This is a genomic window from Brucella sp. H1_1004 (assembly GCF_047308065.1).
Classification (GTDB): Bacteria; Pseudomonadota; Alphaproteobacteria; order Rhizobiales; family Rhizobiaceae; genus Brucella; species Brucella pseudogrignonensis_B.
In genome coordinates, this window is the sequence record NZ_JAYKZA010000002.1 from 594,455 (window position 1) to 617,051 (window position 22,597).

Sequence of the window (22,597 nt, forward strand, 5' to 3'; positions counted from 1 at the left end):
TTTAAGATTAATGAAAACGCCGGGGTTTAACTCCGGCGTTTTTTATTTGTGTATGCCCCGTTTGCTATTTCAGGACCCGGAAAAGCCAAGTTCAGTCTCAATGGCCTCAAAGCTTTCATCCATTGGATAAGCCGGGCTAAATGGAATTCCGAAATGCCCGTAAGCGATTGACATCTGACTTTCTGCTTTGCGTTCGCCGCCCTTTGAAACCGCCGCAATATAGAGAGCCGCAGCAAGTCCAGTTCTGTCCGATCCAGCTTTACAGTGAATGAGAATTGGTTTTTCTGCATTCTTCATCAGAGCAATAAGCGCCCGCATCTGCTCTGCCGTCAGTTGTCGGCTCGATGACAATTCATAGTTCGTAAGATGAATGCCCAGCACTTTTGTTGCTGCAACCTCGTCATCATACCATTTTGAACCGGGCTCGGCACCGCGTAGATTGATGATCGTCTTAATACCGTAAAGCGTCTGAAGCTGGGCGATACGCAAGGGATCGGGCTGGTTGGAACGATAGGCTTGTCCGGCAACGATCGTATGGATATTGCCTTTATATTGGATCGTTACAAGATAACCGCCAAGAAACCCAACGCCGATCAGTGCGGCCAGTCCTATAAGACGGAGATTAGTCGTCAAAAAAACATTGTTTATTTTCAATAGACTCATTTGGTTTCTTCAAAATAGGGAGCCATTTAAATATACAAATCTATTTTTTAATTTTATTAAAACAAAGATACATTAAAATTGTGACTTAATGTTGACAGTTGTTTTCCAAAAATAAGATTTTTTTCATGATTATAAATAACGCTGCTCTATAAACACTTGTCGTTTTAAAGGAATGCAGTTTTCGTCAAAAAGGCTATCCGATGGTAAGTTTCGGTTAACCATACGTGTGTAGCATTGCTCTATCAAAAAGGAACATCTGGCGGAGCAGGTTTGATGCAGCGCTATAGATTTGACGACAAAAAAGTTTTGATCGAAGCAATAGTCGAGCTTCTTAATCGTGGCGTCGAGCCGGACGAGTTGGATCTCGTATTGAGCCGGATTGGTCCGGTTGATCTCGATCTGATGCGGCAGTGCTTGATCGAAGTCTGGGAATATAATCATCCAGCGCCGATTGAGGCGCCAATGGCAGCTTGAACGACCGGAACTTTACCGGGAAGTGTCATAAACCTGATATGAACAGATGCTAATTCTGCTCTTGTATCGGGAATTCATTCGATAATGTGTCCACGGATGTACTGGCGCAAAATCAGAATGGAAGCGGAAGGTCGGGTTCAGCCCGGCCTTTTTCGTTTTAAAAATACGCTTTTTTGCTGATCCCCGACGACTGTTATTTCAGTCTTTCATCATTTGCAGCCGATGCTCGAAAATCTCTTCTCGGTTTCGCGAATAGGCTTTAATGTCTGCCGGCATTCTGTGAGGAGATAATCAATGCTGCGCCATATCGTTCTTGTGAAGTTCAGGTCTGAGATTCCTGCCGCTGAAATCGATGCAGCGCTCGATCAGGTTGCGGCATTGCGTGAAAAGATTGATGGCATTGTTGCAGTGAGCGTTGGTGCGAATATCAGCCCTGAAGCATTGGAAAAAGGCTTCCGACACGGCTTTGTCGTGGACTTCACCGATGAAGCAGCGCGCAACGCGTATCTTACGCATCCTGACCATGTGGCGGTCGGTGGAAAGCTTGTTGCGCTCGCAGAGGGCGGGATCGATGGGATATTGGTGTTCGACTATAACTGCTAAGTCAGTTTTATAGAACAAGCCCGCCGACGCCCATTCTCCCCAGATCGTTCGCGCTGAGTTGCATTCCTGCCATCAGGCGATCCAGTATCCAGTCAAGACTATTCTCGCGTGCGCTTCTTGCTGAGCCCGGGGCTACGACGATATATTTGTCGCCTAGCTTTGCCAGCACAAGAAGATTGCCTGGATCAACCGGAACGCCCATTCGCAGGATTTCGCCCCCGCAATTGATGATTGCGCGTGGAACAATGTCTGCCTCATCAGCAATGGATGATGCGCTGAAGATCAAGATGATATCGCAATCCTTGGCAACTTCACGGATTGAAGAAGACAGCGCCGTTTGCTCATGAGCAACGCGGTGCTCCACTGACACGGAACCCTGATTTCGCTCAACGCGACTGGAAATAAGATTTTTGGTTTTCTCGAATATCGTTTCACGTATCGACGGCAGTCGGGATTGTATAAGGCCGATCCGCGTGGCGCGGAATGGCCTGACATCAATTGCTTTGCTTTGATGTCCCTGTAGCTTTTCAATCAAGACTTTGGGAATGGCAAACGGGATAATTTTGACAGTTGCCACCATTTGACCGCGTTCAACGCGGCAATTGTTACGCAATGTGGCAATTGAAATGCGGGGATCAAGCAGATTGATTGCATCAATGTCGCTAACATTGGCGTGGAACAGGCCAGCATGCTGGGCGAAAAGATTGACGCGTCCCGCAATGGGCGGGCCTGCATCAAGATTTTCTGAAATCAGCAATTTACCGACTGCAAGCGCTGCTTCATTCTCGCCGATATCATCTTTTTCGAGACGAGCTGCGAAAATATGCGTGAGGCCATGATGTTTCAGAACCGCAATATGATCCGACGTAAGCAGCGTGCCTTTCCGAAAATTGTGACTGCCTGCGGCAATTGCATAGCCAAGCACTGCGCCCTCAGTTTCTTCAATTGGCCAATTACCAAAAATCATGCATGTCCCGTTGGTTTAGAGCCCATCCCGAAAAGTGGGAGCCGGTTTTCGGACCAAGATGTGCGTTCAAACAAATGATTAGAGCGCCGATCTGATTTAATCAGATCGAAACGCGCTCTAGTTCCTGAAAGTTGAAACTATAGCATCTAAACGCAGACTGGAATCGTTCTGAGTCCAATTTGCGATGGATTCCATAGAATTATTTGGCGGCGGTGTATATATACGGTATTGTATGTCTTGGATTTTGATATGCTTAATTTACAAGATCCAAAATAAGCATAGATAATATTCATTAGACTTGATGTATTCTTCTTAACAAATTTTCCTATTACCGTTAATCACAGCCAGTTTATCGCTGAATATCGTATTGAAAGTTTCGATTTGAACTTGTAGAGAACCGCCAATCGCAATTGGCTTGTCCAATATGATTCCGAATGGGTCGATTATGACTCTTCAAACCCATGCAGCCGCGACATTTCGATCCAATACATTTTTGGTCTGGCGCGTGACAAACGGGATTATTCGTTATATCGGTACTTTTGAAATTTTCAGAATTTACCGAAATCTAGAAAATGACGCATGCACCAGAGTTGACGCTCTGCGTGCAGGATGGAAAGACAAATGAAACACGGCACCCCCCCGGACGATCATTTCGTTCGCCGTCTTGGCCCTCACGGCGTTTCTCGCCGGCTGCGAGAACCAGGTCCTGCTTTCTCCGAAAGGAGAGGTTGGTATGGCAGAGCGCGATCTAATTTTATTTGCGACCGGCCTTATGTTGCTCGTCGTGCTGCCGGTCATTGGTATGACGCTTTACTTCGCATGGAAGTATCGTGCCACCAATGAAAAGGCGGAATATCTGCCTGACTGGCACCATTCAAACAAAATTGAGGCTGCGGTCTGGTTGATCCCTGTGGTCATTATTGTCGTTCTCGGCACAGTGACGTGGATATCAACACACAAGCTTGACCCTTATCGCCCGCTTGTTTCCGATGTGAAGCCGATCAATGTCGAAGTTGTTGCGCTCGACTGGAAATGGCTGTTTATCTATCCGGATCTTGGTGTTGCATCGGTCAATGAAATGGCGATGCCGGTTAATGTGCCTGTCAACTTCAAGCTGACCTCCAGCAGCATCATGAACTCCTTCTTCATTCCAGCACTCGGTAGCCAAGTCTACTCCATGCCGAGTATGCAGACGAAGCTTCATCTTGTTGCTAATCAGGAAGGCGTTTTTGACGGTATTTCCGCCAATTACAGTGGTCAGGGCTTCGCGCAGATGCGCTTTAAGGCGCATTCGCTCAATCAGGCTGATTTTGACAAGTGGATTGCTGATGCAAAGGCTTCCGGTCAGGAACTGTCGCGTGATCGCTATGCTTCGCTGGTTCAGCCAAGTGAAAAGGCTCCTGTTCAGTACTTTGCTTATAACGACAAGGCGCTGTTTCATAACATCGTCAATCGTTGTTGGGATGGCAAGTCGGTCTGTATCGACGATATGATGCATCAGGAACAAATGGTGCGTGAAGCGCGCGCAGATTTGCGCAAGTCTTCTCCCGTCGATTTCAGCCAATGGGCAAACGATATTCTTTGCCTGACGCAGCCGCAGCGTATGTCGCAGCTTGAAAACTGATATGTCGATGCAATTTAAGTCCCGGATGAAGTCCCCGGGGCTTGAATTGTTGATCGCACTCCAATCGAAGTAAGAATAGAAATGTTCGGAAAACTTACGCTCGAAGCGATACCCTATCACGAGCCGATTATCATGGTCACGCTGACCGCGGTGGCTGGTGGAGCGCTCGCTATTCTCGCAGCCATTACCTACTATAAAAAGTGGGGTCCTCTCTGGAATGACTGGCTGACATCTGTTGATCATAAACGCATCGGCGTGATGTACATTATTTTGGCTTTCGTGATGCTGTTCCGCGGCTTCTCGGATGCTGTGATGATGCGCGCTCAGCAGGCTATCGCCTCCGGTGCCAATGAAGGCTTTTTGCCACCACATCACTACGACCAGATTTTCACGGCTCACGGCGTGATCATGATTTTCTTCGTGGCGATGCCGTTCATTGTTGGTCTCATGAACTTCGCTGTTCCGCTTCAGATCGGTGCGCGCGACGTTGCTTTCCCTTACCTCAATTCGTTGAGCTTCTGGCTGACTGTTGCAGGTGCGATTCTGATTAACATTTCGCTCGGTGTCGGTGAATTCGCAAAGACAGGCTGGCTGGCTTATCCGCCGCTTTCCGGTATTGAATTCAGCCCCGATGTCGGTGTTGATTACTATATCTGGGCTTTGCAGATCTCCGGTATGGGTACGCTTTTGTCGGGCGTTAACCTCATCACGACCATCATCAAGATGCGTGCACCGGGCATGGGCATGATGCAGGTTCCTGTCTTCACATGGACCGCACTTTGCTCGAACGTTCTGATCGTGGCTGCGTTCCCGATCCTGACCGTTACGCTCGCGCTGCTTTCACTTGACCGTTATCTGGATTTCCACTTCTTCACCAATGACGCTGGTGGCAATCCGATGATGTATGTGAACCTGATCTGGATCTGGGGACACCCCGAAGTCTATATTCTGGTTCTGCCATGCTTTGGTGTGTTCTCTGAAGTTGTTGCAACTTTCACCGGGAAGCGTCTGTTCGGCTACACATCAATGGTCTACGCGACTGTTGCCATTACCGTTTTGTCGTTCCTCGTCTGGGTGCACCACTTCTTCACCATGGGTGGCGGTGCAAGCGTCAACGCCTTCTTTGGTGTTGCAACCATGATCATCTCGATCCCGACCGGGGCGAAGGTCTTCAACTGGCTGTTCACAATGTATAAGGGGCGCATCCAGTTCACGACACCCATGTACTGGACCATCGGTTTCATGTGCACTTTCGTTGTGGGTGGTATGACAGGCGTTCTGCTTGCTGTTCCGCCTGCAGATTTCGTATTGCACAACTCGGTGTTCCTGATCGCCCACTTCCATAACGTGATTATCTCGGGCGTGCTGTTTGGTTGCTTTGCCGGTCTCATCTACTGGTGGCCAAAAGCATTTGGCTTCAAGCTGCACGAAGGACTGGGCCGCAAGGCATTCTGGTGCTGGCTCGTTGGCTTCATTATGGCGTTTATGCCGCTCTACGTTCTCGGTCTGATGGGGATGACCCGTCGTCTCAATCACACAGAAAACCCGGCTTGGCATATCTATCTGATCATTGCCGCTGTTGGCGTTGCGATTATCCTCTGCGGTATCGTCTTCCAGGTTCTTCAGATTATGATCTCCATTCGTGATCGCGAGAAACTACGTGTTGTTGATGGCGATTCCTGGGGTTCGGGACGTACGCTGGAATGGTCGATTTCGTCGCCTCCGCCATTCTATAACTTCGCTGAAGTTCCACATGTTCGTGACCCCGACAGCTGGTGGGATATGAAGCAGAACGGCTATGTTCGCCGTACTGAAAAGTTTGCCCGCATTCACATGCCAAAAAATACCGGTACGGGCTTCATCATTGGTGTGCTCTGCATTCCTCTGGGCTTCGCATTGGTTTGGCATATCTGGTGGTTGGCAATTGCCGCAGCCGTCGGTGTTCTGGCAGTTGCGATCGCGCACTCGTTCAACAATGACAGAGACTATTATGTCTCGGCCGAAGAAGTGCAGCGCGTTGAAGATGCATATACCCGGCAACTGAATGCTCAGGAGGTCTGATCCATGAGCGCTACTTACTACAAAGTTGGCCCGTTCAAGGGTGGCAACGAGCATCCGGCTCACGAAGATCATCATGATGCAGGGTCGACCACACTGGTCGGCTTCTGGATCTACCTGATGAGCGACTGCGTTCTCTTCTCGGGCCTTTTTGCAACCTATGCCGTTTTGGCGCATCAGTTTGCGGGCGGCCCGACCGGCCGCGAGCTGTTCGACCTGTCGTTCGTGCTGACAGAAACGATGATCCTTCTGGCATCGTCGCTGACCTATGGTCTGGCGACCTTGTCGATGTACCGCAACAATCGCGCAGGCGTTTTGTTTTGGCTGGGCGTGACGTTCGTGCTCGGTGCAGCGTTTCTTGTTATGGAAATCTATGAGTTCCATCACCTGATCGTTGAAGGTGCGGGCCCAAGCCGCAGTGCATTCCTTTCAGCTTTCTTTGCGTTGGTCGGAACCCACGGTCTGCATATTACTTCGGGTCTGATCTGGATTCTGGTGCTTTCTGCCCAGCTTCTGCGTGATGGCCTGACTGAAAAGAACCGGACGCGCGTGATGTGCTTGAGCCTCTTCTGGCACTTCCTGGACATCATCTGGATTGGCGTCTTTACCCTTGTCTATCTGCTGGGTGTATTGTGATGAGCTCTGGACACGAAACACATGATCAAGCCGCACATGGCAGCCTGAAGTCCTACCTGATTGGTTTGGCTCTTGCGATCGTTCTCACCATCGTTCCGTTTATGCTGGCGATGAATGGTTACTTTACACCGGCGACGACCGCAGCGATTGTTATCGGTATGGCGGCCGTTCAGATCGTGGTGCATCTGGTTTACTTCCTGCATCTTGATCCGAAGTCGGAAAATGGCTGGAACATTCTGGCACTCATTTTCACGGTCATCATTTTGGCCATCGTGCTTGCTGGCTCCATCTGGGTCATGCATCACCTCGATACCAACATGATGCCGATGTATATGACACCGGATGATGCGCGTAATCTGCCATAATTGAATTTCGGAAGGCTGGTTCCGGCTGGCCTTCTGATCGCCTGAAACCTGGTCTGACGGCCCGGTTGCGCGGCTTTTCCTCCCTCTCCCCCCTTAAAAAGCCGCGTAGCGCCCTGGTTCCCTCCAGGGCGCTTTTGTTTGATGTATTAGAGGAAAGTAATTGAGATTCTATTTGAGTAAATTTCGATTAAAATGATTTATACTTCGAAATGAAATTTTAACTGTGACTTTTTTCTATAATGTAAGAAAATAATCTGCCATGATTTTGGCAATATTTGATTTTATTTCTTATCTGTATTAATGTTGTTCTTGTTGATTTATTTAATAGCTTTTTGATGGCATTTTTGGAGAAATGTAAATGTATTTTTTGGATTCTCTGCCTCATAATAAAATTGTTGCAGCAGTAATTTTTACTTCCGTATTGGCTGCTCCTGTTGTTGCGTTGGCTGCGCCTGCAATCGTTACTGCAAACGTCAATGTAAGGGCTGGACCAGGAAGTAATTATGGTCGGCTTGCTTTGCTACCCGCTGGTATCGGCGTTGATGCTGGCCCTTGCCGCGGCTCCTGGTGTCAAATCCGATCGAGTGGGATTCGCGGGTGGGTATCAGCGCGCTTTCTAAGCTTCGCTCGTTATGTGCCTGGCCCGAATTATCCAGGATCGCGAAGCACCACCGTTATTATTGATGGTGGCTTCGAAGACGAGTGGGGACCGGGTTGGTATCCTCGTTGGGTGCCGCGTTGGCACCCTCATCGGCGTCCTCCTGTGCGTCCGGGATACGACCCTTACCAGCCAGATCCTGTACCGGGCTATGATCCTTATCGTGATCCCGGTTCGTCGCCGGTTCCACCGATTGCTCCCCCAATTGGACAAGGTGTGAGTCCTATGAGGTCTTCGGATCTAAAGCGGCCGGATCAATTTGGGGGTGGACATTTGCCGAATACGCGTCCGCCTAATTCAGGGCGTTAAAACCAAAGCGTAAGCAGAGAAGCCTCTTAGTCTTACGCCTTTAGTTAACATTGTTTGTTTTCAGGTCATATCCTCCCCGCCTAAACATGACCTGATCCGCGGCCTGCCAGAGTCCCTCCCTCTGGCGGGCCGCAATTATATTGCGATTTTTTTATATTAATCTTGTCCACTTATTAACGCTCCATTGACTCAATCTATTCAAAATAGGGCATATTTGACTTTAGGGCTTGGATCGCTCTTTGGGTTGGCTGTGAGGGCTTTTTGTTAAGGCTGGTCATGACGCGCAAAGCACTGCATCTGGGTCTGAAATGTCAAAACGCATCGGGTTGAAGCTTGGTCTTCCTGCCGCACTATGTTAATCCCTGAATCGTCCTGGGATTTGGGGGAGGACGAGGCGCTGCCCAAGCGGTCGTGAAATTGCAACCGGACAGTATTGTGTATGACTAGGCGTAACAGGACGATACAGGGAAGAAGTTTGATTGTACTCGCTTTGGCGGTGCAATTTGCTTCCATGACGGTTTCGCCTGCTTTGGCGTTTGAGATTTTTGGAATTCACCTTTGGGGTCAGAAGAAAGAAACCGATCCCGACATTATTGATCCCAAAAGCTACACGGTCGAAGTCACGACTTCAGGCACACGCAAAAATGCTGACGGTAGCGATGCTGATCTGAAATCTGTAATTGATGGTGCGTCCGGGCTCGTCTCCGATGAAGGAACGCCTGCATCTGGTTCGGCGGGGCTTTTAGCAAAAGCGCGCGGTGATTATCGCCGCATTCTCGCAGCGCTTTATGGCGATGGTCGCTACGGCGGAACGATTTCCATCAAGGTCAATGGACGTGAAGCAGCGGATATTCCCGCCGACACTGACATTCCGAACAATGCCAAGATTGATATTTCAGTTGATCCGGGCCCGCAGTTCCTGTTCTCCCGCACGGCGATTTCAAATATCGCGCCGCCATATGCGGATAAACGCAACAAAATTCAAACGCCGGAAGAAGCTGGCTTTGCGCCGGGTGAGGTTGCCCGATCGACCACAATCCTCAAGGCTGAGCGACTGGCGGTTGAGGCTTGGCGACAGCAAGGCTATGCAAAAGCGAAAATCACTGGCGAAGACATTGTTGCTAATCATGATGGCGATACGGTTGCCGCGGACGTTTCGCTCGATCCGGGTCGCAAGGCATTTTATGGTCCGGTCAGTGTCGTTGGCACTGCACGTATGGACCCGCAATTTGTGGCCTGGATGACTGGCCTTAAACAAGGCAAGCAATACAGCCCTAAAGATATCGAGGACGCCAAGAAGCGTCTTGGCCGCATGGAGGTTTTCCGTGCGATGAGTTTTGAGGAAGCGGACCAGATTGAGCCGGATGGCAGTCTGCCGATGACCCTTAATGTGCAGGAGCGCGCACCCCGTCGGTTCGGTTTTGGTGCCGAATATTCGACGCTCGATGGTTTCGGTGTGACCGGTTACTGGATGCATCGCAACCTGTTTGGCCGCGGCGAGCGACTGCGCTTCGATGCCAAGGTCAGTGGCGTTGGTGGCTCGCAGGATAACTCGTTCGATCCGGCCAATTACACTTACACCCTCGGTACAAGCTTCGCGAAGCCTGGCATTTATACCCCGGATACGGACTTTGTGGCAGCACTTGATGCGAAGCGTGAAGTGCTTGACGCCTATACGGAAACGTCGGTGAATGCGAAAACCGGCTTTACGCAGATATTCAGCGACGAACTGTCCGGTGCGCTTTATGCAAAAGCCAGCCATGGCCGCTTCGATGACGATTATTTCGGAAAGCGCGAGTTCACGACTGGTGGACTTGAAGGCAACCTTCTTTACGATGGCCGTAACAACAAGCCCGATCCAACGTCCGGACTTTATGCAGAAGGCAATATTCAACCCTTCTATGAATTCCAGCGGGGCAACTTCGCGACGCGTTTCACTGCAGAAGGCCGTGCTTACTACGGCTTTGGCGCGACGGATCGCGTTGTTCTCGCCGGTCGCGTGAAACTCGGTTCTGTCGTGGGTGCGGATATTGCCGATCTTCCGCCAAACCAACTTTTCCTTGCGGGCGGCGGCGGCTCTATCCGTGGCTATTCCTATCGCAGCATTGGTGTCAAAACACCGACCGGCGAAACAATCGCGGGGCGATCACTGGTTGAAACCTCGGGTGAAGTCCGCACACGCGTCACCGATTCCATTGGTGTCGTTGGCTTCGTCGACGCAGGCTACGTTGGTGAACAATCCTATCCTGACTTTTCGGAAGAGATGCGTGTCGGCGCGGGTCTTGGTCTGCGCTATCTGACGGGGCTTGGGCCGATCCGTCTCGATGTCGCTCTTCCGCTTAACCCCCGCTCGGGCGATCCGAGCTATGCATTCTACGTGGGCATAGGACAGGCGTTTTGACCAAATTTCTCGCACTTCTCGCCTTCATCCTTTTCGCAATACCTGCCGTCGCCCAAGAGCAGCAGCAGGAAGAGGAAAAGTCGTATTTTATTTCCTTCGTGGAAAGTAAACTTTCCGCGCCAAACCGCCGTATCCAGTTTTCAGGCTTAAGCGGACTTTTGTCGTCTGAGGCAAGTGTTGCCCAGATTACCATTGCTGACCGTGAAGGCGTGTGGCTGCGCATTGAAAATGCGAAACTTAACTGGAGCCGCACGGCGCTGTTTACAGGTCGCCTGAGCATTCAGTCGCTGGTTGCCGAACGTATTGATCTGATCCGCAAGCCATTACCGGATAACAGTTTGCCGTCGCCAGAATCGTCGAGTTTCAGCCTGCCGGAACTGCCGCTGTCGATCAATATCGATAGCCTTGATGTGGCGCGTCTCAAATTCGGTCCGGATATTTTTGGACTGCAATCGGAAGTATCGCTGAATGGCAATCTGTCGCTTGCCGATGGGTCGCTGACTTCTGCCTTTGACATTAAACGTCTTGATGGTCCGGGCGGTAATTTTGCGCTGCGCGCCGCCTATGCCAATGCTGATCAGAAGCTTGATCTCGATCTGAAAGTCACTGAGCCTGCCAACGGTATTGTTGCCAATGTGCTTAATATTGATGGTCGTCCGCCGGTTTATCTGACGCTGACTGGCAAGGGCACACTGGATGATCTTAAGATCGATTTGGCGCTTGATACCAATGGCAGTCGCACGTTGACGGGTGGTTTTACACTGGTGCGTCAGGCTGATGGCAGGGTGTTTGCGACGCAGATCAATGGTCCTATCGCCGTTCTGGTGCCGCCAGCGTTTCGCGATTTCTTTGGTGCTGAAACAGCGCTTTCCGCTAATGGTCTGCTGAAAGATGGCGGTGGTTTCCGTCTCGATGATCTGTCGCTCAACAGTGCTGCACTGAACGTCAAAGCCTCGGCTGAGGCCGGAACGGATGGCTTTCTGAACAAGCTGCGCGTTGATGCGAATATTCGCGATGACAGCAAGAGTGAGGTGCTTTTGCCGGTCAAGGGTGGTGAAACAACCATCAATAATGCCATATTGCAAATCGCTTACGGCGACCGACCCACCAATGACTGGACCGGCAAGCTCGCTGTTTCTGGTTTCAAGAATGCGACAGTTTCCGCTGCCAGCATTGCGCTTGATATGGGTGGTATTGCTGAAAATCTGAACGACGCGGCCAACCGCCGTGTGACCTTCGATGTGAAGGGCGGTGTCAGCGGAATTGATGCAACCGATGCAAAAGTTGCCGAGGCACTGGGCGATAAAATTGATCTCGCGATTGCAGGTGGCTGGCGCGCTGGAACTGCTGTCGATCTGGCAAAAGCTGCAATCGAAGGCAATGGCCTCAGCCTGGAACTTAACGGCAAGATTGATGACTTCGCGTTCAATGGCGATATCGCAGCCAAGGTCGCAACCCTTGCGCCTTATGCAGCGCTCGCCGACCGCGATCTTGCTGGTAGCATTGATGTGAAAGCATCGGGCACGGTCAGACCGATCAGCGGTGCCTTCGATCTTAATCTTGATGGCAATGCGCAGAACATGCGCACGGGCACGGAAGCGGTCGATAACATTCTCAATGGCGATGTGAAACTGAGCGGCGGGATCGCCCGGAGTACACAGGGTTTCTCAGCGCGTAATTTCCGCATTGGCAATGAGTTGAGCGAAATTACCGCAAATGGCTCTTTTGCGTCCGACAAAGCCGATTTTGATTTCGGCGTCATGCTCTCTGATCTCAAGCTGTTGTCTGACAAAGCTTCGGGCCGCATGACGATCAAGGGGAGTGCGCGCGGCGACGACAAACTGATTGCTCTGGCATTGCGTGCGGATGCGCCACAGGGAACGCTGGCGGATCGCAAGCTCACCGAAGGCGCACTTGATTTCAATGCGCTGCTTGATGGGAATGCCACAACGGGCGCCTCGCTGTCGGGCAAGCTTGCCGGGAACGCATTCCTCAATGGCCAGAAGATCGATCTTGCTACGCTGATTGATATTGTGAACGACGAGAAGCGTTTGACCGATTTGGTGTTTAACGCAGGTGGTGCGCATCTTTCTGGCAATATTACACAGAGTGCAAAAGGTCTGCTGGCTGGCCAGTTGAAAGTCGATGCGCCGGATATTTCCACAGCCGCAGCACTCTTTCTGGCCGATGCGACTGGTTCTGCCAATGCCGATATTGCACTTGATGTCACTGGCGAACGCCAGAACGCGAGCATCAATGCCAAGGCCAATGACCTTAAAATCAACGGCAATCATATTACATCGGCTGATATAACACTCACTGCGCAGGATCTATTCGGCGTGCCGGTTGTAGATGGTACGGCGAGTGCGCGCGACATTCTGGTTGGTACGTTCGGCATCGATAATTTTGACGCCAAAGCCAATGCAACCGGCACAAAGACTGATTTTACGGCCAGCACCAAGCTCAAGATTGGCACGCTTGCCAATGCTTCTGGTTCGCTTGAGCCGAAAGATGGTGGATTTGAGCTGGCGCTTACATCTGCCGATGTGAAGCAAGGCTCTCTTGCGGCAACGCTTGCTGCACCTGCTACCATTGCCATGAAGGGAAGCAACATTTCCTTTGGCGATATTATCGTCAATACGGGCGACGGCCAGGTCAAGGTCAATGGTGCGGTTGGTGACCAACTTGATCTTTCGGTTGCACTCTCCAATTTGCCGCTGGCGCTTGCCAATACATTCAAGCCCGAGCTTGGCCTTGGTGGCACGCTCAACGGAACGGCGCGCGTTACAGGCACCAAAGATAATCCGAATGCAGCATTTGACATCACTGCGCGTGGTGTGACTGCTGCTGAACTGAAAAATCAGGGCATTGCGCCGCTTGATGCGGATGCCAAAGGCACCTCGGATAACAATCGTCTCAACGTCGATGCGCGTATAACGGGCGGCGGCGGTATTGATGTGAGCGCCAAGGGCGCCGTTCCGCTTGGCAAGGGCGATCTGGCCGTTGATGTTAATCTCGCCAACCTGCCGCTAACGGCATTGAACGGCGCAGTAAAAGGTCAGGATCTGGCGGGTAACGTGACAGGCACTGCGCGCGTGACTGGCCCGTTGACCAATCCGGCGGCGCAGTTCAATCTGCGCGGAGCGGGTCTTGCGGCTAAGCCTCTGCGTGATAATGGCCTTGCGCCAATAAATGTGCAGACAGCTGGCAATTACGCAGCAAAGACGGTCGATATTTCGTCGCTGACGCTTGAAGGTCCGCAGGGTCTCAACGTCACTGCGAATGGCAAGGTGCCGCTTTCGGGGCAGGGCCTGGGTGTCAATGTTTCAGGCAGCGTTCCGCTGGCTCTCGCCAATCGTTTCCTCGCTGATCGTGGTTCACAAGCAAGCGGGACGCTGTCGCTGACCGCAAGCGTTTCAGGTGGTTTCGACAAGCCGCAGCTGCGCGGCATGTTCTCGACATCGGGTGCACAGTTCATTGATCCTGAAACAAACCTTCGCCTGAACAATATCAATGTCATGGGCGCGATGGAGGGTGAAACCATCACGCTTCGTCAGGTCAATGCAGCCTTGGGCGGCGGTGGGTCGGTTTCCGCAACTGGCACAATCTCAACCAATGCGGCTGCCAGCTTCCCCGCGAATATCGATATCAAGTTTGACAATGCGCGTTATGCCGATGGCAAACTGGTAGCAGCGACCGTTAATGGCGGCATTTCCATCACCGGCCCGCTGATGCGTGATCCGTTGATCGCTGGTCGCATTGATGTTGAGCGCGCTGAAATCACGGTGCCAGAAAATCTGGGCGGAGGAGCGACTTACGTTCCTGTGCAGCATATCAATACGCCAAAGAACGTACAGATCACGCTTGATCGCGCCAAGGTCGAAACGCGCAAAAGCAGAGTGCCTGTACCAACCTCTCGTCCAAGTGTTCCGCGTCTCGATGTTCTGGTGAATGCGCCAAATAAGATTTTCGTGCGGGGCCGCGGTCTTGATACAGAACTGGGTGGGCGTGTGCGTCTGACTGGTCCGATCACCAATATCCAGCCGGTGGGTTCTTTTGATCTGATACGCGGCCGTATTAGTATTCTTGGTCAGCGCATTACGTTTGATGAAGGTACTGTCACGCTTGTCGGCGATCTTAATCCGCAGATCAATTTTGTTGCGCGCAGTGAAGGCGATAACATCACTGCAATTGTAACGGTCACAGGTACGGTTGATAATCTCAACATCGTCTTCTCGTCTTCGCCGGAACTTCCACAGGATGAAGTGCTGGCGCAGCTGATCTTCAAGCGATCCATTGGCGAGTTGTCGGCTTTCCAGATCGCGCAGCTTGCAGCTGCTGCCGCAGAACTGGCTGGTGGTTCAAATAACTCTCTGATCAGCAAGCTCCGGCAAGGCACGGGGCTGGATGACATTGATGTCGTGACGGACAGCAAGGGGCAGACCGCCGTGCGTGCAGGGCGCTATATTCGCGATAATATTTATCTGGGTGTGGAAGCGGGTTCTGCCGGAGCGACCAAGGGGACCGTCAATCTTGATATTTCGCGTAACCTGAAGATCAAGGGTGCGGTTGGTTCCGATGGGGATTCCAGTGCTGGTATCTTCTATGAAAAGGACTATTAATCCATCATGCGTTTGCAGTTTGAAAGGCCGGGAGTGATCCCGGCCTTTGTTTTAACTATAGCACGGTAACCATTTTTCTTAACGTTTGCGCGAGTTGTTTAACGCTTCCTCAACCATAAGGACGCAAATTGTCAAAATGATCAGAAGGCATTTTGCCAGTTGTTTTGAGTTAGGCGATTTGTATGTCCAAGTTGACTGAGAAATTAAGCCGCCGCCATTTTCTGCTTGGCACAGGGGCCGCTATGCTGGGCGGCGTTGCAGGCTGTTCGCAGACCATGGACATGTCGGCATTTCAGATGAACATTGATCCGATGTCGACGGGTGGCATCACGCCAATGCGTCCGCAAATCAGCGTCGATAAGAATATCACGACGCCGGATGTGATGTATGCGGCGGTGCAGGAGGGCCAATATTCGCTTCCCGCTATTCCATACCAGAAAGTACCGAAAGAGTTCCGCCGTCAGATTGTCCCTGATCCGACAGGGCAGGCACCGGGAACCATTGTTGTCAGTACCAAGGATCACTTCCTTTATTATGTTCTGCCTGGCGGCGAAGCCTTGCGCTATGGCGTCGGTATCGGCAAGGCAGGTTTTGAATGGTCTGGGCGTGCCAATGTCCAGTACAAGAAGCAATGGCCACGCTGGACGCCTCCGCCGGAAATGATTCAGCGCCGACCTGATCTTGAAAAATACCGCAACGGTCAGGAACCGGGACCACAGAACCCGCTGGGTGCACGAGCGCTTTATATCTTCCAGAATGGTCGCGACACCGGCTATCGTATTCACGGCTCGCCCGAATGGTGGTCGATTGGTCAGTCGATGTCGTCGGGCTGTATTCGCCTGATGAATCAGGACATCATTGATCTTTACAATCGTGTTCAGGGACAGGCGCCGATCATCGTTGGATGATCGGTTCGCCCATCGCCCCAAACAAAAAGAGCGCGTGCATTTCGCAATGCACGCGCTCTTATTTTTACCGGACTGACTGGAGGCGCTCCGCCCGGCCGGTTCTGTGTATTCTTATTCGTAATGAGCTGGCTTTGTCGCTGTGTCAGCAAAAGCAACAAGGCGCGATAGCTCCAGTTTCACACTGTCGACCGATGCGTGCATTGAAGCAGGCGCAGTGGTGTCCTGTGCCATTTGTGTGGATATGGCGGGCATGGCGAAGGCTGAAGCTGTGAGTGCAATGGCTGCTACAAAGCCGAGGCGTCGTTCTGTTCTGGCCTGCATTTTCGTTCTCCTCGTGCCGCTTTTCGCGGCCTCAATCCAAGTTAATTTCCGTGCTGCGTTTTCGGCTCAGTGAAAAGTCGCGCGACGGGAAATGTTCAAAGCACTGTCGATTGCATGGATGGGTATTGGCAGCAAAGTCTGTCCGAAATCCGCCAAAGTGTCGGCGAAACTGCGGGCCGCATCGGCTACATCAAGGCTGCGGCGTTTACAGGCAATTGCTTCAAGACAGGTATCGAGCAGCAAACCATCCTGATTCTGGATGCCTGAGATCAATCCGAGCGTTAGACACTCTTCGCGGCAGACATGGTGCGAATCGAATGGAAAGGCGCGCAACTGGCAGCTTGCACAATGGTGCAGCACACGGATGAACTGGGAGAGTTCGCCCACGGCCCGCTTTGCTTCTGATGCGCCAAGCAATTCCGAATAGAGGCCCCAGGTCATTTCCCAGGGAATGATCGATCCGGTTTCAAAACCGGCGGTCCAGCGGCGATAGCCTTCAAGCACCAGCTTTTCAGGAAGGCGGTCATAATAGCCGACACTGTTGGCGCCATTCAGCTCAGAAATACGCATATTCATGTGCGCCTCCATTCAGAGGTGCGCGCACGTGCGCAGTCTTTCTGCTTCTGTTTCGCGAGGCGTTCTGTTTCCCCGCGCGCATTGCAATATCCGGTCGGCAAAAGATGCAACTGCCACGGCAATCCATCCACACTTGCGGACCGGCACTCACTGAGACCGATCATCTGGTCCTCCAATCGAACGGGTTCAAGGCCCAAACATCAAAGGCTGCATAAAATAACTCTGGCGCATAAAAGCTGCAAATTGATCTGGAGTCAATTACTCAGCTTTTATAAAAGTGAATTATTTCAACAGTATAGAATTATTCTAGACTATTAAAGTCATGTTTATAGCTATAAACGAAGAACGCAACCGCTACAACGGGGTAGCGGTTGCGGCAAACGGGCGCATAATGCACGGAGAGAGGCGCGTTATCGCCCTAAGCGATCGATTAATGTTTCGAGTGGTCTTCCGACTTGCCGCTTTGCGGGGTCACAGGGAATTCCAGATCAACTTTCCCAGCCTTTTCAAATTCCAGCGTCGCCGAAACCTTGTCGCCTTCCTTGTAAGGATGGTCTGGCTGAATGAACATCAGGTGGTAGCCACCGGATTTTAGCTCGACCGTTTCACCGGCCGGAATATCCAGACCATTTTCAAGCTTGCGCATCTTCATGACCTGATTTTCCATGGTCATTTCATGGATTTCAACGCGCTTAACGCCGGTTGTCGTAACGCCAATCAGCTTGTCGGCGTTTTTGCCGTCATTCTTGATCGTGAGGAAACCGCCAGCAACCTTGGCACCCGGAACCATCGCACGGATGGAAGGGCCGCTGATGCTCAGATCGCCCGCTTTGGTTGGCGCCATCATATGATTGGCATGATCGCCATGCGAGCCATGTCCGGCATGGTCATCAGATTCGGCAGCAACGAGAACGCGAAGCTGCGGGGCAGGGTTTTTCAGATCGTGCGGGTTCTGACCATCTGCTGCAATTTCAGTCCATGCAACGGAAGCGTCCGTGCCACAATATTGTGTGACCGGGAAGGATAGCGTTGTGTCCTTGTCGAATTTGGCAAGCTGGCCGACAACCACGAATTCATCGTAGAAATCGCTCGGCAGTTCGCCTTCGCTGAAGGTGACTTGCTTAACGCCAGAGGTCACATCCTTACCGTGGACTTTGTAGCTCTTTGCGTAATCACCCTTGGCAGTTTCAATTTTCCAACCAGCTTTTGCCTGTGGCTGGGCGGAAACAAAACCTTCTGGCAGTTCGATTTTGACCGAGGTTGTCGCTTTGCCGTCGCAACCGTGGGGAATGCGAACGACTGCCTTATAGCGGCTTCCTGCCGTGGCTTCGCTCTGATCAAGCGATGAATGGGCACTGGCCATGCCTGCAGAAGCGCAAAGGGCAAAGAGCGAAATGGCGGATGTCAAAAGACGAGCATTTTTCATTGTAATAAACCTGAATAATCATGTGTCGGGACGCAGCTTTTCTAAGCGCGTGCAGGAAAAGATTGTTTTCAGGCGAAAGGCGGCGCTTGCGGCGGCGCTTGAGGTGGGTAAGTCTGCTGCCTCAGAATTGGTTGTGACGGCGTGATAATATCAGCCGTTGCAATATTGATTGTGGCTCCTGTCGATGGAGCAGGCGCAGGACACAGAAACGCTGATGAAATGCGGCAGGCATCGCAAGCCGTGCTGTTATGCATATGCTGATTGCGATCATGGCCATCAGCATCAATGGCGTGATCCGTTATGCAGAGCACCGGATAGCTGCCATCCGGCAACACATATTCTGCGAGCAGCAATTGTTCTGGAGAAGCGAACGCGACTGGCTTGTGTCCGAATGCGACGAGCATCAATGCCAATACGCTCAAAATGCGTATTGCCAATGTCGCCCGTAACTGGACTGCGCGCCTGTTCAATCCGATGCTCCTTCAGGATTAACCTTATCTATTCCAAGGCAACCGTCTTTGCCAAGCGTCAAATAGAAGCTGGTTTATGAGAAAGCGAGCAGAAATCTGATAAGCTGGTCGCCCAATTGTTTATTGATAGCGTCCGCCGCGCTGAATGACCTCGATCTTGTAACCATCCGGGTCTTCGACAAAGAAGAAACGCGCGACCAGCACGTCACCATTTTTGAAGTCCACCAGCTTGCCGACTTTGAAACCCAGTTCAGTGAAGCGGGCATGCTCCTCGGCTAGATCATCGACGACAACGGCGAGGTGGCCATAGCCATCGCCAAGATTGTAAGGCTCGGTGCGACCTTTGTTGATGGTCAATTCAACTTCGAAGTCCGCATCGTCATTGCGCAGATAAACAAGCGTGAAGCTCTCAAAATCGATGCGCTCGGCGATCTTCAGCCCAAAAGCCTGATCGTAGAAGGAAACGGAACGCTCCTCATCAAGAACGCGTATCATCGTGTGGATGGCTTTGGCCATAATGTCACCTGTCTTTATAAAACTCTTTGCTTGGTTCTATTGGCCTTTTGGCTAAAACTGGCTTATCTCAAGACATGCAAAGCGGGCAAGCGCAATGCGTGTTGCAGACGAGGGCTTGCCGCAGACGAGGTTGGAATAATGTCAGGCGTAACGCGTGAACAGGTATTGGAGCGGCTCAAAGCTGTGACAGGACCAGATTTCGAAAGCGATGTCGTGTCGCTCGGTCTGGTGTCGGATATTTTCATTGCCGACGGCAAGGTTTTCTTTTCCATCACGGTTCCTGCGGATCGCGCAAACGGGCTTGAACCGATGCGGCTGGCTGCGGAAAAAGCGGTTAAGGAAATTCCCGGTGTATCGGGTGCGCTGGTCACGCTGACGGCGGAAAAGAAAGGTGGTCGCACAAGTGACGATGCGCCACCACCGCCAAAACCACAGCCGCGTCCCACACCGGCATCTCCCCAGCCGCGTCCGGCAGCCAAGCCCGGTATTCCCGGCGTTGGCGCAATTATTGCAGTTGCGTCGGGCAAGGGTGGCGTCGGTAAATCTACGACGGCGGTTAATCTGGCGCTCGGTATGGCGGCCAATGGCCTGAAGGTCGGCATTCTCGATGCTGATATTTACGGCCCGTCGATGCCACGTCTGCTTGGCCTTTCTGGTCGCCCGGAAACGGTTGAAGGCCGGACACTCAAGCCGATGGAAAACTACAGCGTCAAGGTGATGTCGATGGGGTTCATGGTGGATGAAGACACGCCGATGATCTGGCGCGGGCCGATGGTCATGTCGGCGCTCACACAGATGCTGCGCGAAGTGGCATGGGGCAATCTCGACGTTCTGGTCGTCGATATGCCTCCGGGGACAGGTGACGCTCAGCTTACCATGGCGCAGCAGGTGCCCTTGGCGGGGGCAGTCGTTGTTTCCACGCCGCAGGATCTGGCACTGATTGATGCGCGCAAGGGACTGGCGATGTTCCGAAAGGTCGATGTACCACTTCTGGGCATCGTTGAGAATATGAGCTATTTCATCGCGCCTGATACCGGCAAGCGTTATGACATCTTCGGCCATGGCGGTGCACGTGCAGAAGCAGAACGTCTGAATGTGCCGTTCTTAGGCGAAGTACCGCTGCATATGGATGTGCGTGCGCATTCAGACAACGGCACGCCAATCACCGCAGTCGAACCGGATAGCGAACATGCGAAAATCTATCGCGATATCGCGCGTAAGGTCTGGGAAAACATGAAGTCAGGTGCTGGCGCTGGAAAGCCTGCTCCGGCAATCGTCTTCGAGTAGTTCAGAAAGAAAAAAGGGCCCGTGAGGGCCCTTTTCATTATGTGATGACGCTTGGCTCTGTTCGTCCGCTGCGCTTTTTGACCTCAGCAATTTGCTCAGCAGCATCAATCAGCGTTGCCAGCGTTTCCTGCGTGTCGAGATTGTGCTTGGCTGTATCGGCTTCATAGCGCTCGATATAAATACGGATAGTCGCGCCTGACGTACCTGTCCCCGATAAACGCAGAACAACACGTGCACCGCCTTCAAAATAGATGCGGATCCCTTGATGTTCGCTGACCGAATGATCAATTGGATCGTGATAGGCAAAATCATCCGCTTTTTCGATCCTCAGACCGTTCACGCTTGTCCCCGGTAGGCTTGCAAGCTTGCCGCGCAGATCAGCAACCAGTTTCTTTGCAATATCGGAATCAACCGCTTCATAATCGTGGCGGGTATAATAGTTGCGGCCAAAGCGTGCCCAATGTTCCTCAACAATTGACTTCACGCTTTCCTTACGCACGGCGAGAATGTTGAGCCAGAGCAGGACAGCCCACAACCCGTCTTTTTCGCGCACATGGTCCGAGCCGGTGCCGGAACTTTCTTCACCGCAGATCGTAACCTTGCCATGATCAAGCAGATTGCCGAAGAACTTCCAGCCAGTGGGCGTCTCGTAAATGCCGATGCCGAGCTTCTCTGCAACGCGGTCGGCCGCGGCACTGGTTGGCATGGAGCGGGCGATACCTTTGATGCCATCCTTATAGCCGGGTGCAAGATGTGCGTTGGCCGCAAGCATTGCCAGTGAGTCGGATGGAGTTACGAAAATGCCGCGTCCGATGATGAGATTGCGGTCGCCATCACCGTCTGACGCCGCACCAAAATCCGGCGCATGATCCGACATCAGCAGATCGTAGAGCTCTTTGGCATAAACGAGATTTGGGTCGGGATGATGCCCGCCAAAATCTGGTAGCGGCACAAAGTTCATCACGCTGCCTTCGGGCGCACCAAGACGATGCTCAAAAATTTCCTTGGCGTAGGGGCCGGTAACAGCATGCATGGCATCGAATTTGAGCGCAAAGCCACCTTTGATCATGGCGCGGATCGCGTCAAAATCGAACAGGCTTTCCATGAGTTCGGCATAATCCGCAACCGGATCAAAGATCACGATTTCGGTGTCGCCAATCTTGGCGGTTCCGAGCGTGTTGAGGTCCACATCCGCGGCCTCAATGATCTTGTAATGATCGATAACCTTGGAGCGCGCAAAGATCGCTTCGGTGATCTTTTCAGGTGCAGGACCGCCATTGCCGATATTGTATTTAATGCCGAAGTCTTCGGTCGGGCCACCGGGATTGTGGCTGGCTGATAGAATAAGACCGCCAAAAGCCTTGTATTTGCGGATCATGTTGGAAGCGGCAGGCGTAGACAAAATGCCCCCCTGACCAACCATGATGCGACCAAAGCCATTGGCGGCTGCGATCTTGATGACTTTTTGGATCACTTCGCGATTATAGAAGCGTCCGTCGCCGCCCACCACAAGGGTCTTGCCCGCAAAACCATCCAGCACATCGAAAACCGACTGGATGAAGTTTTCGGCATAATGGGGCTGCTGGAAAACCGGCACTTTCTTGCGCAGACCCGATGTACCGGGCTGCTGATCCTGAAAGGGCGTAGTGGCAACTGTCTTGACGGTCATATTTTTCCCGTTCGATTCAATGATTTGAAATAGCAAGTGATCAG

At 51.9% G+C, this 22,597-nt stretch carries 18 protein-coding genes and 1 pseudogene; 11 read left to right on the top strand and 8 right to left on the bottom strand.

The genetic code is table 11. The features are described from left to right. Positions 1–69 precede the first annotated feature (69 nt). A complete protein-coding gene (locus U2P60_RS10090) occupies positions 70–633 on the bottom strand; it encodes a tyrosine-protein phosphatase (protein WP_413572442.1) in 564 nt (187 codons plus the stop codon). 303 nt (positions 634–936) lie between these two features. On the opposite strand from U2P60_RS10090, the gene U2P60_RS10095 reads away from it, so the two are divergent. Continuing rightward, positions 937–1,137: a hypothetical protein gene (locus U2P60_RS10095; RefSeq protein ID WP_313827691.1), complete on the top strand. Its 201-nt coding sequence runs from the start codon at positions 937–939 to the stop codon at positions 1,135–1,137. A 294-nt stretch (positions 1,138–1,431) separates the two neighbouring features. Further along, positions 1,432–1,740 (top strand): Dabb family protein, encoded by a 309-nt coding sequence (locus U2P60_RS10100; protein WP_413572444.1) that lies wholly within the window; start codon positions 1,432–1,434, stop codon positions 1,738–1,740. 7 nt (positions 1,741–1,747) lie between these two features. Here U2P60_RS10100 and U2P60_RS10105 read toward each other — a convergent pair whose 3' ends face one another. Beyond that, entirely contained in the window at positions 1,748–2,707 is a 960-nt protein-coding gene (locus tag U2P60_RS10105; protein WP_413572445.1) for a molybdopterin-binding protein, read from the bottom strand. A 621-nt stretch (positions 2,708–3,328) separates the two neighbouring features. Here U2P60_RS10105 and cyoA point away from each other — a divergent pair. The 8 genes and pseudogenes from cyoA (at position 3,329) to U2P60_RS10145 (ending at position 16,288) form a co-directional block, all read left to right on the top strand. Next, a pseudogene (gene cyoA / locus U2P60_RS10110) lies at positions 3,329–4,331 on the top strand (ubiquinol oxidase subunit II). An 81-nt stretch (positions 4,332–4,412) separates the two neighbouring features. Beyond that, positions 4,413–6,392, top strand: a complete 1,980-nt coding sequence (cyoB, locus tag U2P60_RS10115) for a cytochrome o ubiquinol oxidase subunit I (RefSeq protein ID WP_313827695.1) — start codon at positions 4,413–4,415, stop codon at positions 6,390–6,392. 3 nt (positions 6,393–6,395) lie between these two features. After that, complete coding sequence (cyoC, locus tag U2P60_RS10120; protein WP_313827696.1) at positions 6,396–7,025, top strand: cytochrome o ubiquinol oxidase subunit III; 630 nt, start codon at positions 6,396–6,398, stop codon at positions 7,023–7,025. Then, positions 7,025–7,390 carry a cytochrome o ubiquinol oxidase subunit IV gene (gene cyoD / locus U2P60_RS10125; protein ID WP_310012700.1) on the top strand — a complete coding sequence of 122 codons (366 nt, stop codon included), beginning with the start codon at positions 7,025–7,027 and terminating at the stop codon, positions 7,388–7,390. The genes cyoC and cyoD overlap by 1 nt, the downstream gene beginning before the upstream one ends. Before the next feature lie 358 nt (positions 7,391–7,748). Beyond that, entirely contained in the window at positions 7,749–8,357 is a 609-nt protein-coding gene (locus tag U2P60_RS10130) for an SH3 domain-containing protein (protein ID WP_413572448.1), read from the top strand. Between the two features lie 439 nt (positions 8,358–8,796). Further along, positions 8,797–10,758, top strand: coding sequence for an autotransporter assembly complex protein TamA (locus tag U2P60_RS10135; RefSeq protein ID WP_413572450.1), 1,962 nt, complete (start codon positions 8,797–8,799; stop codon positions 10,756–10,758). Further along, positions 10,755–15,380, top strand: a complete 4,626-nt coding sequence (locus U2P60_RS10140) for a translocation/assembly module TamB domain-containing protein (RefSeq protein ID WP_413572452.1) — start codon at positions 10,755–10,757, stop codon at positions 15,378–15,380. Before U2P60_RS10135 ends, U2P60_RS10140 begins: the two co-directional genes overlap by 4 nt. A 182-nt stretch (positions 15,381–15,562) precedes the next feature. After that, the gene (locus U2P60_RS10145; protein ID WP_413572453.1) at positions 15,563–16,288 is read left to right on the top strand and encodes a L,D-transpeptidase; all 726 of its coding nucleotides are present in this window, start codon (positions 15,563–15,565) and stop codon (positions 16,286–16,288) included. 111 nt (positions 16,289–16,399) lie between these two features. On the opposite strand, the gene U2P60_RS10150 is transcribed toward U2P60_RS10145, so the two are convergent. The 5 genes from U2P60_RS10150 to U2P60_RS10170 all read right to left on the bottom strand — a co-directional run bounded on the left by U2P60_RS10150 (position 16,400) and on the right by U2P60_RS10170 (position 19,597). Continuing rightward, positions 16,400–16,609, bottom strand: coding sequence for a hypothetical protein (locus tag U2P60_RS10150; RefSeq protein ID WP_413572454.1), 210 nt, complete (start codon positions 16,607–16,609; stop codon positions 16,400–16,402). A gap of 66 nt (positions 16,610–16,675) precedes the next feature. Next, positions 16,676–17,185 (bottom strand): hypothetical protein, encoded by a 510-nt coding sequence (locus U2P60_RS10155; protein ID WP_313827702.1) that lies wholly within the window; start codon positions 17,183–17,185, stop codon positions 16,676–16,678. A gap of 430 nt (positions 17,186–17,615) precedes the next feature. Then, positions 17,616–18,611, bottom strand: a complete 996-nt coding sequence (locus U2P60_RS10160) for a DUF1775 domain-containing protein (RefSeq protein WP_413572455.1) — start codon at positions 18,609–18,611, stop codon at positions 17,616–17,618. A gap of 68 nt (positions 18,612–18,679) precedes the next feature. Beyond that, a complete protein-coding gene (locus U2P60_RS10165; RefSeq protein ID WP_413572456.1) occupies positions 18,680–19,081 on the bottom strand; it encodes a hypothetical protein in 402 nt (133 codons plus the stop codon). Positions 19,082–19,201: 120 nt separating this feature from the next. Continuing rightward, positions 19,202–19,597 carry a VOC family protein gene (locus U2P60_RS10170; protein WP_413572457.1) on the bottom strand — a complete coding sequence of 132 codons (396 nt, stop codon included), beginning with the start codon at positions 19,595–19,597 and terminating at the stop codon, positions 19,202–19,204. A gap of 138 nt (positions 19,598–19,735) precedes the next feature. Here U2P60_RS10170 and U2P60_RS10175 point away from each other — a divergent pair, with 138 nt between their 5' ends. Beyond that, entirely contained in the window at positions 19,736–20,884 is a 1,149-nt protein-coding gene (locus U2P60_RS10175) for an Mrp/NBP35 family ATP-binding protein (RefSeq protein WP_413572459.1), read from the top strand. A 37-nt stretch (positions 20,885–20,921) separates the two neighbouring features. On the opposite strand, the gene U2P60_RS10180 is transcribed toward U2P60_RS10175, so the two are convergent. Further along, a complete protein-coding gene (locus U2P60_RS10180) occupies positions 20,922–22,553 on the bottom strand; it encodes an alpha-D-glucose phosphate-specific phosphoglucomutase (protein ID WP_413572461.1) in 1,632 nt (543 codons plus the stop codon). Between the last annotated feature and the right edge of the window lie 44 nt (positions 22,554–22,597).